Source organism: Bradyrhizobium sp. CCGUVB14 (assembly GCF_024199935.1).
GTDB lineage: Bacteria > Pseudomonadota > Alphaproteobacteria > Rhizobiales > Xanthobacteraceae > Bradyrhizobium.
The window spans coordinates 1,109,583-1,125,743 of the sequence record NZ_JANADS010000001.1; the positions used below are offsets into that span (position 1 = coordinate 1,109,583).

Consider the following 16,161-nt stretch of genomic DNA (forward strand, 5'->3'; position numbering starts at 1 on the left):
GCAAGGACCCGGCCACTTTGCTGCGTGCGTCAGGGCGTTCGCGTCATGCGGTCCGTCCGCTTGCCGATGGCGAGCGAGTATGTTCCAACTCATGCAGAGAAGGTCGGTGCCCGCGCGAAGCGTTCGTCGCGTGACGGCAATCGGAAATGACGGGAACAGGATCAGCGTGCTGCCCCGATGACAGTCGAGCGAAAGAGCCGCACCGCGAAGCAAACCCGCAAGGACATTTTGCGATTCGCGCCAAACTTCACCGCCTATCTGCTTCCTCCCAACGCGGTCTGTCTCTATTCCGAGGCCCGCAAGTTCTTTTTGCACGGCGACCTCTATTGTGAGTTGGCGCGTGCGATCGGAAAGAACGGCAAGGCTGCGTCCGAGCTCATCCGTGAGCTATCGAAGCGTTTTCCCGTTGCCGAGATCGAAGAGGCGATCAGGCGATTGCTGGAGCGCCGATACGTCGTCAGCGGAGCATCGCATGGCGGCGTCGTTGACGGATATTGGGCAAGCCTCGGCCTGCCCCCCGACATCGCGGAAGAGAATCTCCGCAACTGGCCGGTGCGGGTGGAATCGATCGATGTCAAAGGCGCGGGCGAGCTAAGCGCGGCTTTGAGCAAGCTTGGGGTTCAGATCGCCAAGCGATCGCCCCGGCTCGTCGTCACACTCGTGAACGACTATCTCGATCGGCAACTCTCCGAGGTGAACGAGAAGCGCGTGGCTGACGGGGCGCCCTGGCTGCTGGTGCAGCCATCAGGCGTGTTTCCGCTGGTGGGGCCCGTGTTCAAGCCGGGCGAGAGCGCCTGCTGGACTTGCCTGCACGATCGCATGATCCGCAATCGCGAGATCAAGGGATTCCTCGACCGCGGAGCCGCGCAGGCCGTCGCCGTGTCGCCGCTCGTCAGCGGCACCGTCGGACAGACCGCGATCCACTTTGCCGCGGTTGAAATCGCCAAGGCGATCGCCTCCGGATTTCGCACCGATCTCAGCGATCACATCGCAAGCTTCGACCTGACCGGGGCTGTCATCGCCAAGCACTACGTCGCGAAGCGTCCGCAATGTTCGGCCTGCGGCAGCAAGAAGCTCCGGAATCCACGACGAGCGGCGGTGCCGATCGAGATCGCCGAAGGCAGAAAGCTCGTCATGACCAGCGGTGGGTACCGCACCGTGACGTCGCGCGCCACGGTGGCGAGATTTCGCAAACACGTCAGTCCGCTGACCGGCGTGGTGTCGCGGCTCGAGCGGATCGAAGCCGATCTGCCGATGAACACCAATTTCTTCGCGCACCACAATTTCTCCGCGCCGGCCTGGAACGTCGACCAGCTCAGGTCCGGCCTGAGCGGGGGCAGCTTTGGCAAGGGGTCCACGGCCGAGCAGGGCGAGGCCAGCGCGCTGATGGAGGCGATCGAGCGCTACTCGGGCATTTTCCAGGGTGACGAGATCAGGGCGACGCGCCGCTTTGCCGATTTCGCGCCCGGTGATGCGCTTCTTCCCAACGACGTCCAGTTCTTCAGCGATGCGCAGTTTCAAAACAGGCATGTCCCGCTGCCTGACGATTCGCATCCGGTTCCCGAGCCGTTCGATCCCGCGAGCAGGACCGAATGGTCGCCGGTTTGGTCGCTGCGCGACAAGCGCTTCAAATATCTCCCGACCGGCCTGCTGTATTTCTTCTATGGCGGCTTCCACACCGATTCCAACGGATGCGCGGCCGGCAACACCCGCGAAGAGGCCATTGTCCAAGGCTTCCTCGAACTGGTCGAACGCGATGCCTATGCGATCTGGTGGTACAACCGCGTGCAGCGCGCCGAGCTTGATTTGACGCAGTTCGAGGATTCCTACGTGCGGGATCTTCAGCGTCAGTTTGCCGATGCGGGGCGGCGGCTCTGGGTGCTCGACATCACCAGCGATCTCGGCATTCCTTCTTACGTCGCGATCATGCACTGGATGCAGAATGGGCACGAGAATATCGAGTTCGGATCCGGTTCGCATTTCGATCGCCGCATCGCGCTGTTGCGTTCCCTCACCGAGCTGACCCAGTTCATGTCGATAGGCATGATGAGCGGTGGAAGCGGCGAGAAGCCGTCCCTCGACGGTGTTACGCCGCTGCGGCTGGACGATTATCCGTTCCTGATCCCCAGCGACAATCCCGTTCTGCCGCCTGCCCCCGGCCTCGAGGTCCATGACAATACCCGCCACCAGGTCAACGCCTGCGTCGAGATCGCAACGCGTGCAGGTTACGACTTCCTCGTGCTCGACCAGACGCGGCCCGATGTCGAGGTCCCCGTCGTCAGGGTGCTCGTTCCGGGCCTGCGGCATTTCTATCGCCGCTTTGGGCCAGGCCGGCTTTACGATGTGCCGGTCAAGCTGGGGCTGCTGGATCGTCCGCGGCTGGAAAGCGAACTGACTCCGTTCCTGCCACACACCTGAGGGCTGGCCTCGTTGCGCGCTCCCCGGAAAAAGCCGACCAGGACGAGCGCACCGATCATCGCCGCGCGACTGAACGGCCGTTTCTCCTTTCAAATGCAGGCCGATGGAAGCATCGCCGCCGTCTCGGCCGACTATTCGGTCAGTCTCGGGCAATTCGGCATGGCGGCGATCGACCGTGCCGGACATCTCGTCACCGGCCTGCCGCTCACCGCCCTTGCCGGCAAGAGCGCGCCGGCCAAGCAGCTTCACGCGCTGGTGCAGCGACTGGCGCGGCACGGGCTGCTCGACTATCGCCTGTACTCTCCGCATGATGCGCAAGATCTCGTGGTCATCGAGCCGCAGGTCGCCGAATACTGGCCGGAGCGCGCAAAGCTTTCGAGCGGCGATACGATCGTGTTGTCACGCTTCGCCTATCTGCGCCGGCGCGGGAACGAGATGGTGCTGGAATCGCCGCGCGCTGGCGCGTTATTCCGGATTTGCGATCCCGCCATCGCCGCGACGTTGGCTCGCTTGTCGCAGCCTCACAAGGTCAACGCGCTTCGCAAGCAAGTGGCTTCCCTGAACTCCGATCTGCTCGCCTTGCTGCTCGATAGCCGGATGCTGATCAAGCTCGGGGCGAAGGACGGCGACGGCACGCGAATGAGCGAAGGGGATGGCAATCTCGTGCTCTGGGATTTCCACGACCTGATGTTTCACACCCGGAGCACGGAGGGCCGCCATGCCGATCCGGTCGGTGGCGCCTACGCCTATGCAGGCGCCGTTCCGCCGCTGCCCGCAGTGCGCCCGCTCTGGCCCGGCAGGAAAATCTCCCTCGGCCAGCCGGCCAAGCCGGAGGCGGTGTCGCCTTTCGCAAGACTGTTGCGCGAGCGCCATTCGACACGGGATTTCGACGACCAGCATCCGGTCACGCTCGTCGAGCTCGCGCAGTTTCTCGGCACCACCGCCCGCGTGCTGTCGGAATGGAAGAGCGGCGCCGATTTCGACGAGGGCGTTGAGGTCACCTACAGTTCGAGGCCGTATCCGGCGGCAGGCAGCGCATATGAGCTTGAATTGTACCTGGCGGTCTCGAACTGCGAGGGGCTGGCTCCCGGACTTTATCATTACGACGCCGGCGGCCACGTGCTGGTTGCGATCGACGCCGCTGCCCAGCACCTGCGGGCCCTTTCAATGGCCGCCGAGTTTGCCATGGGCGCGTCCGGTCCGCCGCAAGTCCTGATCACGATCGCCGCGCGTTTCGGACGGATCTCCTGGAAATACTCCTCGATCGCCTATTCGCTGATTCTGAAGGACGTCGGCAGCCTGATCCAGACATTCTACCTGGCGGCGACCGATATGGGCCTCGGCGGCTGCGCCATCGGCACCAGCAACATCGAACAGTTTGCAAAGATGACGGGGCTCGCATTCGATGTCGAAGGCCCGGTCGGCCAGTTCGCACTCGGACGCGGTAGCAAACCGCACGGCGCGGGCTAGTCGGATATCTCCGGATGTCGCCGGCGCAAACCGTAAGGGAGGTTCACCTTCGCCACGGCTGCGGCGGGACAGCCTTCGCTGCTTCGCCGGATCGGCCTTTGTGCGGCGTGGTTCGCGGTCCGTCTTCGCCAAGAGGCTTCGCCGGACACGCTTCGCCCGTTCGGCCTTGCGTGGCTGCGCCACGCGAAGCCCAACGGGCGAAGCGTGGTGCCCCTGGCCGATAATCAACTAGTCGCATAACAAATTGAATTTGCGATACTTTTAGTCGTCGATTGCCTCAGATACCGACAGGAATACCGACAAGATGATGGACGGGAGGCGTTCGCAAAAAATAAACTTGCGAGCGCTCTGCATCGGGCACAAGTCTTGCGGTTCTTGTGTTCATAACCGCCGGGCCGGAGCGCGTGGAAGAGCGCCGGACACACCATCGATAGCGGGGACTCGGCCGCCGCAGGCTACCTATGAAGCCTTGATCGCCCACGGTCCGATGCGAACGATACCGTACTCAATTCCTATTCTTTCGAGGCGGGTTGCGGCTGAAGCTGGCAAAGCGATTGGTGATCGCAAGGATCGAGGTGCCACGGTGCCAAGCTTCCGGAAAGCGGCTCTTGATGGCTGATCAATCGGCGCCTGCAGCGCACATCCACCGGCGAGGTCCACGTCGCGCGGACTTGATGGCGATCCTTGCCTTAGGATCCCCGCTCACGCCCGCTCTGCAAAGCTCGCGAGGACCAAAAGCCGGACAGCCTCCGCGAACTGATGTACGCCCAACCGGTCCATCATACGTGAGCGGTGAACCTCGACTGTGCGCACACTGATTCCAAGATCGAATGCAATGACCTTGTTTTGTTGACCGGCCACGAGCGCCTCGAGCACCTGCCGCTCGCGTGGACTGAGCGTATTGATCAACGCCGCCGCCTTACCAATATCATCGGTCCGGCCCTTAGCCGCGCTAGTCTTCAGCGCGGACTCAATCGCTGCTATCAAGGCGTCGTCACTGTAGGGCTTTTCAATAAAGTCCACAGCTCCCGCCTTCATCACTCGGACCGCGGTCTGCACGTCGCCTTGGGCCGTCACCACAATGACCGGCAGGTCGGGGTTTATCAGCCGAAGGCGAGCATGAACCTCGAAGCCGTCCATCTCCGGCATACGAAGATCCAGCAGGACGCAGCCCCCGAGTAAACTGCCTGCGACGTCGAGGAACGCTTTTGGCGTTGCATACGACGCCACCCGGAAACCGACCGCATCTAGCAGCCGCTCCAAAGATCGGCGGATCGCCGGGTCGTCATCAACAACGTAAATGAACCGTTCGGCGGCCATCGATCGACTCATTGTTCCAGAGGAACGGGCAGCGTCACACGAAAGATTGCTCCGCCGCCGCAGTTGGGCTCATATCCCAGCTTTCCGCCATGAGCTTCGACGATCGAGCGACAGATCGAGAGTCCCAGTCCCATGCCATTGATTTTTGTGGTGTGGAATGGCTCGAAGAGGTGTTCCACGATATTGCCTGGCAGGCCCGAGCCACAATCTGCTACTGCGATCTCAATCGACCTGTCATCGAGACGCGCAGTGACCACTTCCAACTCGCGCCGCTCGCTCTGCGCCATCGCCTCGTACGCATTGCGTATCAGGTTAAGCATGACCTGCTGCAGTTGAATTCGGTTTGCAAGCACCGCCTCGGCGCGCGGATCGAAGCTCAGCCGGACCTGCACGCTGTGCGGGCCGGTCCCCGCCGAGGCAAGATCACTGGCTTCACGGATCAGGTCAGACAGGTTTTCGATCCGCGCTTCCGTCTCGCCGCGCGTAACGAACTCTCGCAGCCGCCGAATGATCTCGCCGGCGCGGAGCGCCTGCTCGGCGGCTTCGCCAAGGACATCGCGTACAGCGTCGACCCTGTGGGGCGCGCCGTTTGCCATCATCCGGCGCCCAGCGTTAACCAAATTGGTGAACGCGGTCAGCGGCTGGTTTAATTCATGCGCCAACGCACCGGCCATCTGACCCGCTGCGCTCAAACGAGACGCATGATGGAGCTCCGCTTGGAGCTGCTGCGCGCGGACATCCGCGCATAACCGTTCCTCCGCTGCGAGCGTCAGTCGCTCGAGCGCTTCCGCCAATTCCGATGTCCGTTCCGTCACTCGCTGCTCCAACGACTCGTTGAGGCGTCGAAGATCACCCTCCAGCTTTTTCTGAGGCCTCAGATCGCGGCTGACGGTCGCCATATTCGTAGGACGGCCCGTGCGCTGGTCGTCGATGCGGAACCAATCGACCAGGAAAGGAATGATCTCTCCAGTTTTGAAGTGGCGGAGGTTGAGTTCGCCGAGCCAGCGTCCGGTTCCCATCACCATCGGAAGCGCCTCGCGGTGCGCCCGAGCCCGCTCATCGGGAGCAATGAAATCGAAGATGTTGAGCCGCTGCACTTCCTCAATGCCTGAAAGCCCGAGGAGTTCAAACGCCGCCTTATTGAGATATTGCGGCGTGCCGTCCAGATGGGCGAAACCAACCAACTCGGAGGACCGCTCGATCACGTTCACCAGACGCCGTTGTTCCGCCTCCGCGTGCCAGCGTTGCATGGCGAGCGCTGCTTGGTTTGCCGCAATTCCGAGAAGAAGCCGGTGCGTTTCGCTCGGAAATTGTGGATTGACGGAACCTGCGACGATCCCGGCGTCGCCACCAAATCCCATCGGCGCAGCCGCGATCCGTAATGTTCCCTTTCCGAGCGGGTTGTCCATCGCAGATATCTGCTCGCGGCTTCCGCGCCATGCACCGCGGAGGATGCGTTCAATGCTATCAGATGACCGGGAGGACACCGCTTGGCGCGTGCGCACCACGTCGGCCGCGGCTTCGTCGCGCCGCCCCGGTACAGACACGCAAATGACGTCGGCATTGAGCATCGAAAGCAACGCGGCCGCCACGCTGTCGGCGATCTGCCGTGTATCGTATTCCTTCCAGATTGCCGGCAGCGTCGAAAGCGCGACGAGATCGCGGATGCACCGCCTGAGCTCTTGCGGCTCGGAAAGCTCATCGACCCAAGGCATGTCGTCCGATCCAGTCCACAACCACCCCGCTGAAGGGGACGTACACTTGTGCTATCGACTGATCGGTTTCGACGACCACCTCTGCAAAGGATAGCTTCACGGGCTGGAGGTGCAGCTCAATGCTGGCAAAGACTTCTTGCGGGAGTGCGTTGAGAATGCGATTGGCGCACTGAGACATGACGCGGCTACCGGTGCAGGTTCGGCGGGAGCGCAGGAGCGTCTCTCAGCCACCGAAGCCCTTAAGTCTCTCAATGATAAGAAATATTAGCTCTGCCGTTCCGAAATAGCGAGCCTTAGTTCCAGGCAATCTCTTCTTAGAAAACCTCAACTAGGGCGGTGACGCCGGGACCGACCAGCACGATGTCGCGCAAACGCGCTTTGATTACCGTCGGATTTCTCTGACAGGCATAGCAATTACGTAGAATTACTTAATCTGCTTGGCCACTATCTCCCCTTACATTTCCGCATTCGTTTGGCCGTGACAATGTTGCGGCACGGCGCGCGGAAGCAAAGGCGATGGCAAACCTCAAGGAGCCGCTTGACGCTGCAACTAGGCAACAAATCGACGTCCTCTTGCAGCGACTGAGAAGCTCCAAGGATGTCGGTGCGGATCTGCTGCAGGTCGTCGATATCGCGATCGGCATAACGGGTGCCGACATGGGCACGCTGCAGCGCTTCGACAAAAAAGCCGACTGCCTGACAATTGTTGCCAGTCGCGGATTCTCGACCGAAGCCCTGACTTTTTTCGGCGTAGTGCGCCGCGACACTAACACCACATGTGCTGCCGCGCTCATGCGGCGCATGCGTGTGTTTGTCGAGGACGTCGCAACGAGCTACCTGTTTGTGGGTACGCGCGAGCTCGATGTGCTGCGTGCCGGCGGCACTGCTGCCGTACAATCGACGCCGCTCATCAGCAGCAACGGCCACCTCTGGGGCGTGATCACAACACACTTTCGCGAACCGCAAATAGAGAGCGAGTTCGATCATGCTCCGCTGGATCGGCTCGCCGTCCAGGTCGCTGACGGCCTGGAGCAACGAGAGGGCCTGGTGCCGAGCCAGCACTTTAACGGCAAGCAGGTCCCAGATGACTCTCAACCGGGAGGCTGACATGAACTCAACTGCCGAGCCCATTCCTTTTGGACGATCCATGCTGCGGGAGCACCGGCATGTCTGTGCGTTCTTCAGTTCGGCCGTGGAGGAATACGACACGTTGCTGCCGTTCATTTGCGACGGCATCAACTGCGGCCAGCGCGCGTTTCATGTCCTTCCTTCTCAGCACAGAGAGAATCACCTGAATTCGCTGCGCAACGCCGGCGTCGACGTGGAGAAGACGATGAAAAGCCGCCAGCTCGAAGTCGCGCTGCCGGAGGACACCTATCTCAAGACCGGACGCTTCGACAAGGACGCCATGCTCGTCTTGATCCAGGAGGCCTTGAAGGCCGGGGCCGGGCTCGGTTTCCCGCTGACGCGGATGATCGCGCACGCCGAAACGGCTGTAGACGACTGGAAGAGCGGCGTCGATTGGGCCGAATATGAGATGCGACTCAATAGCGTGCTGCCGAACTACGACGACCCGGTGATTTGCACCTACGACGTCAATATGCTGACGGCACCGCATGCCGTCGATATTTTGCGAACGCATCCTATGGTTATCATCGGTGGTGTCTTGATCGAGAACTCGTTCTTCACGAGCCCGCAGGAGTTTATCCGCGAGGTGCAGTCGCGAACCGGACCAAGCCAAGCCTATCGGGCATAGCCCGCCGGCGCCTTGAGCCCATGCTTGTTTCAGAGGCGCGTCGCTTCTTGACTATCGTCAATGACAAGAGGGCTCTCCCGATCAATCCTCCTTTGCGTTCCTGGCGGCACGACGGAGTTGCGGTGGTTGGAGGCGCTCGGCGATACGATGGGCGAGATCGCAACACGCGAAACCCGCACTGCCGATATGTTCGTCGCAATGCGGCCGAATGGCTCGTCAATGGAGCCCGAACATCTGGTCGAGTGGGTCCTGTTTGGGACGGAACTCCACTCGGCCGTCAAGCGTTTCGCTCGGGTTGGCTCGTGTAAATGTTAGAAATCAGCAAACCTCCTTCTCTAAACACCGCGGGAGATGATCTGCGCGGCTTCGTCCGCGTGCGCGGCGCACGCGAGCATAATTTGAAGAATATCGATCTCGCCATTCCCCGCGACGCCCTGGTGGTGTTTACCGGGGTGTCCGGCTCGGGCAAATCGTCACTGGCCTTTGGAACGCTCTACGCAGAGGCGCAGCGGCGGTATCTCGAATCCGTCTCGCCTTATGCGCGTCGTTTGTTTCATCAGATGGCGGTTCCCGAGGTTGACGGAATCGACGGCCTTCCGCCGGCCGTGGCCTTGCAGCAGCAGCGCGGGTCGCCCACCACGCGCTCTTCCGTCGGAAGCGTCACGACACTGTCCAACCTGCTTCGAATGCTGTACTCGCGCGCCGGCGACTATCCACGGCAACAGGCGCATCTCGATGCCGAGGCTTTTTCGACCAATACGCCGGCGGGGGCCTGCCCCCGATGCCATGGGCTCGGTCGGGTCTACGAGGTGACCGAACGCTCGATGGTGCCGGATGATTCCAAAAGCATTCGCGAGCGCGCGATTGCAGCCTGGCCGCCCGCCTGGCATGGCGGCAACCTGCGCGACATGCTGATTTCGCTCGGCTACGATGTCGATCGTCCGTGGCGCGAATTACCGAAAAAGGCCCGCGACTGGATCCTGTATACCGATGAGCAACCAGTGGTCCCGGTTTACATCGGGTATGACGCGAACGAGGCACGAAGGGCGATCAGACGCAAGGAGGAGCCCAGTTACCGCGGCAATTTCTCCAGCGCCAGGCGATATGTGCTGAACACCTTTGCTACCACTGAAAGCGCGTCGATCAAGAAGCGGGTATCGCGCTACATGGTAAGTACCGAATGCCCGCTCTGTCATGGCAAGCGGCTTCGCCGCGAATCGCTGTCCGTCAAATTCGCCGGCTTCGACATTGCCGATATCTCCAGGATTCCGTTGGCCAAGCTCGCTGACCTCTTGCTTCCCTATGCGGACGCCGCCGCTCCTACGCTGACCAAGCTTAGGGCGCAGCATCCGGAGAAAGCGTTGGTGGTGCAGCGAATCGCCGATGACTTCGGTGGCCGCCTCGCGGTTCTGCTTGACCTCGGACTAGGCTATCTTTCGCTGGAGCGGAGTACCCCGACACTCTCTCCGGGTGAACTGCAGCGCCTGCGACTGGCAACCCAAGTGCGTTCCAATCTGTTCGGCGTCGTCTATGTGCTCGACGAACCCTCCGCCGGACTTCATCCCGCGGACACCGAGGCGCTGCTGACGGCGCTCGACCAATTGAAGGCCTTCGGAAATTCGCTTTTCGTGGTCGAACACGAGATCGATGTGATTCGGCATGCGGATTGGGTTGTCGATGTCGGGCCTGGCGCTGGCGAACTCGGCGGTCAGGTGCTCTACAGCGGTCCGCTACAAGGATTCAAGCAGGTAGAAGAATCGCAAACCCGCCGTTACCTGTTCGGCGACCACATCGTGTCAAGCCGAACGCCGCGCTCGCCCAAGGGCTGGTTGCGATTGCGCGGCGTCAGTCGCAACAACCTCCATGACCTCAATATCGATTTTCCGCTGGGAGTATTCACCACCGTGACTGGCGTTTCCGGCTCGGGCAAGTCGAGCCTGGTGAGCCAAGTCCTGGTGGAATTGATTGCAAAAAGGCTAGGCCATCCCGTGCCGTCGATCGACGATGAAGGCGACGAACTCGAGCGAACCGTCGTGACCACACTCGGCGGCCGGATCGCGAGTGGAATGGAGGGGGTCAAGCGATTGGTGGTCGTCGATCAAAAGGCGATCGGACGCACACCACGGTCCAACCTCGCGACGTACACAGGGCTGTTCGATCACGTTCGCAAGATCTTCGCGGCCACCAAGTCGGCGCGCGCTCGTCACTACGACGCTGGACGCTTTTCCTTCAATGTTGCCAAAGGGCGTTGCGAGACCTGCGAGGGCGAAGGCTTTGTTTGCGTCGAATTGCTGTTCCTGCCCAGTGTGTATGCACCGTGCCCAAGCTGTCATGGCGCTCGCTACAACGCGAAAACCCTTGAAATAAAATACCGCGACAAGAATATCGCCGACGTGCTCGGAATGACGGTCGATGCCGCCTTTGCGTTCTTTGCTGAGGAGACGCAGGTACGACGGTCCCTCGATGTGCTGCGGCAGGTCGGCCTCGGCTATCTGCGACTTGGCCAGCCGGCGACGGAGCTTTCCGGCGGGGAAGCCCAGCGGATCAAGCTTGCCACCGAGCTGCAGCGGACGCAACGTGGCCAGACGCTCTACGTCCTTGACGAGCCCACCACGGGACTACACCCCGCTGACGTCGAGAAACTCGTCGCACAACTCGACGGGCTGGTCGAATCCGGCAACACCGTCATCGTGGTGGAGCACGACATGCGCGTTGTCGCCAGCAGTGACTGGGTCATGGATATCGGCCCGGGTGCAGGCGACGAAGGCGGTCAAGTAATGGCGTTTGGCACGCCTGCCGAGGTCGCTGGATCGTCCATAAGCCGCACCGCGCCATACCTGTCGCGGTTCAGGGCCCGGCTCGCGGCCGACGCATCAATGTCCGATCGCCTCGGGGCACGTCAGTAAACTACGCGCGTGCGCGCTGCCCTCGGACGGCTACCCAAAAGACCGCCAGAGCTTTACTTCACCGATTTGTCCGCGATGATACCCAACTTATGAATTTCCGGCGTCTTTTCGAACATGTCGCCTGCCGTGATCTTCGCCATCAACGCGGCGGCGACCTTCCCGTTGAGGTGCGCGTCGCGTCCAGTCTCGTCGTCGAAAGTATCGAAGATCGCGAATGAGGAAGGTCCTTCCTGAATCGCGTACCATGAGACAGTTCCGGGTTCGGCATTCACCAAAGGGACCGCCGAACGCAGAAAGTCCGCAACTTCTTTCTCCTTGCCGGGCTTGGCCACAAGCGGAACGTACAGCGCGAACTTTGTCATTCTACTCTCCTGTCTCATCTTGGCACGAATCCGCGGGGCAGCTGTTCCATAGAATCTGGTCGTGCTCGCCAACCTTTGGCCAGGCGAAGTACAACGGTCACACGCGAGACTTCTTTCGCTGATCTAACTGTTCAATTATTTGTACCCTGGAGAGATGCGCGCTGCATTGACCAATGTCAGTGTCGGCGAGTGAGATCTTCAATCGATGGAGATCGACTGGCGCGCTCGCCGCAAACGACCTGCCATGAAGCAACAGATGCAAATTCCAAGCGATCCCTCTATGGGCCAACCCATTTGACCTCCTCATGACCGGTAAGTTGCGGCCTTCGTGAAGCGCCTGAGGCGAACGGGGTCGACTATTGGGGTTCGGGAGTAGCGCGGGCGCCGGTCCGCAATTGAACCGCTACGATCGAGCGACCAGGTATTGCGAGATGTCGTTGACGGTTAGGCCGGTCAAATCCTTTGCAAGCTCCGCAACTATGGATCTTTGGACTGTGGGGGAAAATGATCGACGCAGATCTGCGAGCGTTCGCGGCGGTGCTATGATTACAAGATGCTCTGTTTGTAGCTCTCTCAGAAAGCGATCCAGAGCACCGGCGACCGTGCGCGCGAACTTATGTTTCTCGACATCATGCCAATCGGTCTGTTCCATCGCGCTGCGGTTTGGCTCGGTGCCAGACAGGGTTCGTCCCGGCTTGTCCGATCCTTGTTCGTGGGTCGGCGGGTTCTCATCTTCAAACGCCTGTTGGACTTTCAAGCGTGGCTTTAGACCGTCCCCTTCATTGAGTAGAAAAAGGGCTTTGCGGCCGTCTCCGACAAAGACAACAGCGCGATGTGGCAACTTGATGTACGGCTCTTTGTTCGGCATCGAGGCCTCGCAAGGTTCAGCTTTCAATCACGCCCTGTGAAGGAGCTATCGATCGCAGGATGGGGTCCGGATGGCGCACACTCGAACGCACGAAACCCTTCAGGACCTACTTTCCTCCTGTTCGTGATGGCTCTGGTTTTGATAGACTTGGTGCCCTTCGCTAGTTCTGCCTGGGACCCTTGTTGTGCCCGCGTCTCACCTCGCAAACCGGGGTTTCTAACGGAGCAGCTTTTCGCAGCCATGACGGCCGTCAATACTCCGGCAAAAGATTACGTTCGGCTTCTGCGTCCACGTTAAATTCGGGCTGCGCAAACGCGTATTGACTTGTGTTAGGGGACAGGGTGCCACGCTCAAACGCGGCGATATTGAGCGTCCACTGCCGCCGTAGGCGCCAGCGTCGACGACGAAAGCCGCTTGGCGAGTTGACAAATGTCAGTGCGAGCTTGCGGAAACCCAAAGAGCATGCGGTACGCGTGCCATGCGCATAATTCGCTAGGCGACGTGCGGTCGGCAAGCAGATCGTGGATCTTCAATCCCTTGATCTCGACTGAACGAAAGCCGGTATCCTGCTTTTACTGATCGCACTTCGGGGGCGGAGCGGCACGCCGAGGGAAGAAAGATGAATATTGAACAATATACCGAGCGCTCTCGCGGTTTTATCCAATCCGCGCAGTCACTGGCGATGCGCGACGGTCATCAGCAGTTTTCCACCCTGCACCTGCTGAAAGTCCTGCTTGACGACAGCGAGGGCCTTGCTGGCGGTCTGATCGACCGCGCCGGCGGCAATTCCCATGCAATTCTGAAGGCGACCGAGGACGCCCTCAACAAGGTGCCGAAGGTCAGTGGCGGCGGCGCCGGGCAGGTTTATCTCGCCCCCGAACTCGCGCGAGCCTTCGACGCTGCTGAAAAGGCAGCCGAAAAGGCGGGCGACAGCTTTGTCACGGTTGAGCGTCTCCTGCTCGGCCTCGCCATGGACAAGAACAGTGAGGCCGGCCAGCTACTGGCGAAGGGCGGCGTTACCGCGCAGAACCTAAATGCCGCGATCGAATCCTTACGAAAGGGCCGCACCGCGGATTCCGCGACGGCCGAGAATGCCTATGACGCGCTGAAGAAATATGCCCGCGACCTCACGCAGGCCGCGCGCGACGGCAAGCTCGACCCGGTGATTGGCCGCGACGAGGAGATCCGTCGCACCATCCAGGTGCTCTCGCGCCGGACCAAGAACAATCCCGTCTTGATCGGCGAGCCCGGCGTCGGCAAGACAGCCATCGCGGAAGGCTTGGCGCTGCGCATCGTCAATGGTGACGTGCCCGAGAGCCTGCACGACAAGAAGCTGCTCGCGCTGGATCTCGGAGCGCTGATCGCCGGCGCGAAATACCGCGGTGAGTTCGAGGAGCGCCTGAAGTCTGTGCTCCAGGAAGTGACCGCGAGCGAGGGCAATTTCATCCTGTTCATCGACGAGATGCACACGCTGATCGGCGCCGGCAAGACCGACGGCGCAATGGATGCCTCCAACCTGTTGAAGCCCGCGCTGGCGCGCGGCGAGCTGCACTGCATCGGCGCGACCACGCTCGACGAGTACCAGAAGCACGTCGAGAAGGACGCGGCCCTCGCGCGGCGGTTCCAGCCGATCTTCGTCAGCGAGCCCTCGGTCGAGGACACCATTTCGATCCTGCGGGGTCTGAAGGACAAGTACGAGCAGCACCACGGTGTGCGCATTACCGATTCCGCGCTGGTTTCGGCTGCGATGCTGTCGCACCGCTATATCACAAACCGTTTCCTGCCGGACAAGGCGATCGACCTCATGGACGAGGCCGCGGCGCGGCTGAAAATGCAGGTCGATTCCAAGCCAGAAGAGCTGGATTCGCTCGACCGGGAAATTGTCCGGCTGAAGATCGAGCAGGAAGCCCTGAAGAGGGAGAGCGATCCCGGCTCTAAGACTCGGCTGCGGTCGCTGGAAAAGGAGCTCGCCGATCTCGAAGAGAAAGCTGCGGCGCTGACGGCGCGCTGGAGCGCGGAGAAGAGCAAGCTCGTGAACGCCCAGAAGCTGAAATCGGAACTCGATGGTTTGCGCGTCGAACTCGCCAACGCCCAGCGGCGCGGCGAATTCCAGAAGGCCGGCGAGCTGGCCTACGGCCGGATCCCGGAACTCGAGAAGCAGCTTGCCGAGATCGAGGCCAAGGAGAACTCCGGCGAGATGGTGGAAGAGGCGGTCACCGCCAACCATATCGCGCAGGTGGTCTCGCGCTGGACCGGCGTGCCGGTCGACAAGATGCTGGAGGGCGAGAAGGAGAAGCTCCTGAAGATGGAGGAGCAGCTCGGACAGCGTGTGGTTGGTCAGGCCGAGGCGGTGCATGCGGTCGCAACCGCCGTGCGCCGTTCGCGCGCGGGCCTGCAAGACCCGAATCGGCCGACCGGCTCGTTCATGTTCCTGGGGCCTACCGGCGTCGGCAAGACCGAGCTGACCAAGGCGCTCGCCGAGTACCTGTTCGACGATGAGACTGCGATGGTGCGCCTCGACATGTCCGAGTACATGGAGAAGCATTCGGTGTCGCGACTGATCGGCGCACCTCCGGGCTATGTCGGCTACGACGAGGGCGGTGCGCTCACCGAGGCGGTGAGGCGCCGGCCTTATCAGGTCGTGCTGTTCGACGAGATCGAGAAAGCCCATCCTGATGTCTTCAACGTCCTCTTGCAAGTGCTCGACGACGGACGCCTGACCGACGGCCAGGGCCGCACGGTCGACTTCCGCAACACGTTGATCATCATGACCTCCAACCTTGGTTCTGAGTTCCTGGTGAACCAGCCGGAGGGTGAGGATACGGCTGCGGTTCGCGAGCAAGTCATGGGCATGGTGCGGGCGCATTTCAGGCCCGAATTCCTGAACCGCGTGGACGAGATCATCCTGTTCCACCGCCTGCAGCGGAGCGAGATGGGCCGGATCGTCGAGATCCAGTTCGCCCGGCTTCAAAAGCTGCTGGACGATCGCAAGATCACCCTCGCGCTCGATGCGGACGCGAGGGATTGGCTCGCAGCGAAGGGCTGGGACCCCGCTTACGGCGCGCGGCCGCTGAAGCGGGTGATTCAAAAGTATCTGCAGGACCCCCTGGCCGAGATGATCCTAGCAGGCGAGGTGAAGGACGGCGACAAGGTCGCGATCTCGGCGGAAGGCAATGTCCTGACATTCAACGGCAAAGCGCCGCAGACGGCGGAAATAGCGCAATTCAACGCGCCCTCTCCGAAACGAAAGTTGCATTGAATGGCCTGCCTGGGTGCCGGCCCAGCACGCTGCACCGGCGAATATCAGACATAATCGGCAGGACGTCCGGCAACGAGGCAGCAATTG

The 16,161-nt window shown here is 61.2% G+C and carries 10 protein-coding genes; 6 read left to right on the top strand and 4 right to left on the bottom strand.

The genetic code is table 11. The features are described 5' to 3' along the window. Positions 1-177 precede the first annotated feature (177 nt). Positions 178-2,418, top strand: coding sequence for a TOMM precursor leader peptide-binding protein (locus NLM32_RS05320; RefSeq protein ID WP_254128212.1), 2,241 nt, complete (start codon positions 178-180; stop codon positions 2,416-2,418). Positions 2,419-2,511: 93 nt separating this feature from the next. After that, entirely contained in the window at positions 2,512-3,888 is a 1,377-nt protein-coding gene (locus NLM32_RS05325; protein WP_254135217.1) for a SagB family peptide dehydrogenase, read from the top strand. 702 nt (positions 3,889-4,590) lie between these two features. Here the strand turns inward: NLM32_RS05325 and NLM32_RS05330 are convergent. Beyond that, a complete protein-coding gene (locus NLM32_RS05330) occupies positions 4,591-5,208 on the bottom strand; it encodes a response regulator transcription factor (RefSeq protein WP_254128213.1) in 618 nt (205 codons plus the stop codon). A gap of 8 nt (positions 5,209-5,216) precedes the next feature. Then, positions 5,217-6,923 (bottom strand): sensor histidine kinase, encoded by a 1,707-nt coding sequence (locus NLM32_RS05335; protein ID WP_254128214.1) that lies wholly within the window; start codon positions 6,921-6,923, stop codon positions 5,217-5,219. Between the two features lie 516 nt (positions 6,924-7,439). Between NLM32_RS05335 and NLM32_RS05340 the strand changes: the two genes are divergently transcribed. The 3 genes from NLM32_RS05340 to uvrA all read left to right on the top strand — a co-directional run bounded on the left by NLM32_RS05340 (position 7,440) and on the right by uvrA (position 11,585). Next, a complete protein-coding gene (locus NLM32_RS05340) occupies positions 7,440-8,030 on the top strand; it encodes a GAF domain-containing protein (RefSeq protein WP_254128215.1) in 591 nt (196 codons plus the stop codon). A gap of 1 nt (position 8,031) precedes the next feature. Next, positions 8,032-8,679: an MEDS domain-containing protein gene (locus NLM32_RS05345; RefSeq protein ID WP_254128216.1), complete on the top strand. Its 648-nt coding sequence runs from the start codon at positions 8,032-8,034 to the stop codon at positions 8,677-8,679. A 308-nt stretch (positions 8,680-8,987) separates the two neighbouring features. Further along, positions 8,988-11,585 carry an excinuclease ABC subunit UvrA gene (uvrA, locus tag NLM32_RS05350; RefSeq protein WP_254128217.1) on the top strand — a complete coding sequence of 866 codons (2,598 nt, stop codon included), beginning with the start codon at positions 8,988-8,990 and terminating at the stop codon, positions 11,583-11,585. A gap of 53 nt (positions 11,586-11,638) precedes the next feature. On the opposite strand, the gene NLM32_RS05355 is transcribed toward uvrA, so the two are convergent. Beyond that, on the bottom strand, positions 11,639-11,947 hold the full coding sequence (locus NLM32_RS05355; RefSeq protein ID WP_254128218.1) for a putative quinol monooxygenase: 309 nt from the start codon (positions 11,945-11,947) through the stop codon (positions 11,639-11,641). A gap of 403 nt (positions 11,948-12,350) precedes the next feature. Continuing rightward, positions 12,351-12,815 carry a host attachment protein gene (locus tag NLM32_RS05360; RefSeq protein WP_254128219.1) on the bottom strand — a complete coding sequence of 155 codons (465 nt, stop codon included), beginning with the start codon at positions 12,813-12,815 and terminating at the stop codon, positions 12,351-12,353. Between the two features lie 619 nt (positions 12,816-13,434). Between NLM32_RS05360 and clpB the strand changes: the two genes are divergently transcribed. Beyond that, on the top strand, positions 13,435-16,074 hold the full coding sequence (gene clpB / locus NLM32_RS05365) for an ATP-dependent chaperone ClpB (protein WP_254128220.1): 2,640 nt from the start codon (positions 13,435-13,437) through the stop codon (positions 16,072-16,074). Positions 16,075-16,161: the final 87 nt, after the last annotated feature.